This is a genomic window from Pseudoalteromonas sp. S1609 (assembly GCF_005887255.1).
GTDB lineage: Bacteria > Pseudomonadota > Gammaproteobacteria > Enterobacterales > Alteromonadaceae > Pseudoalteromonas.
In genome coordinates this window covers 1-210 of sequence record NZ_PNDJ01000237.1, presented here as the reverse complement: position 1 = coordinate 210, position 210 = coordinate 1, and the positions used below count along the sequence as shown (strand labels likewise).

The 210-nt window shown below is 47.1% G+C and carries 1 pseudogene; it reads left to right on the top strand.

Annotated elements, in window-relative coordinates:
• Positions 1-210: pseudogene (locus tag CWB76_RS19565) on the top strand (fumarylacetoacetase); the annotation flags it as partial.

The window sequence follows — 210 nt, the reverse complement described above, 5'->3', positions numbered from 1 at the left end:
GGTTGTTACTTTATTCCTGGCGATATGGTGGTGTCTGGCACGCAATCAGGGCCGACTCACGAAGAAGCGGGTTCATTACTTGAGCTTTCTCGTGGTGGCAAAGAAAAAATAACTTTAAGCAACGGCGAACAACGTAGCTTCTTGGAAGACGGCGACAACGTTATAATGCGTGGCTGGTGTGAAAAAGAAGGCTTTGCACGAATTGGCTTT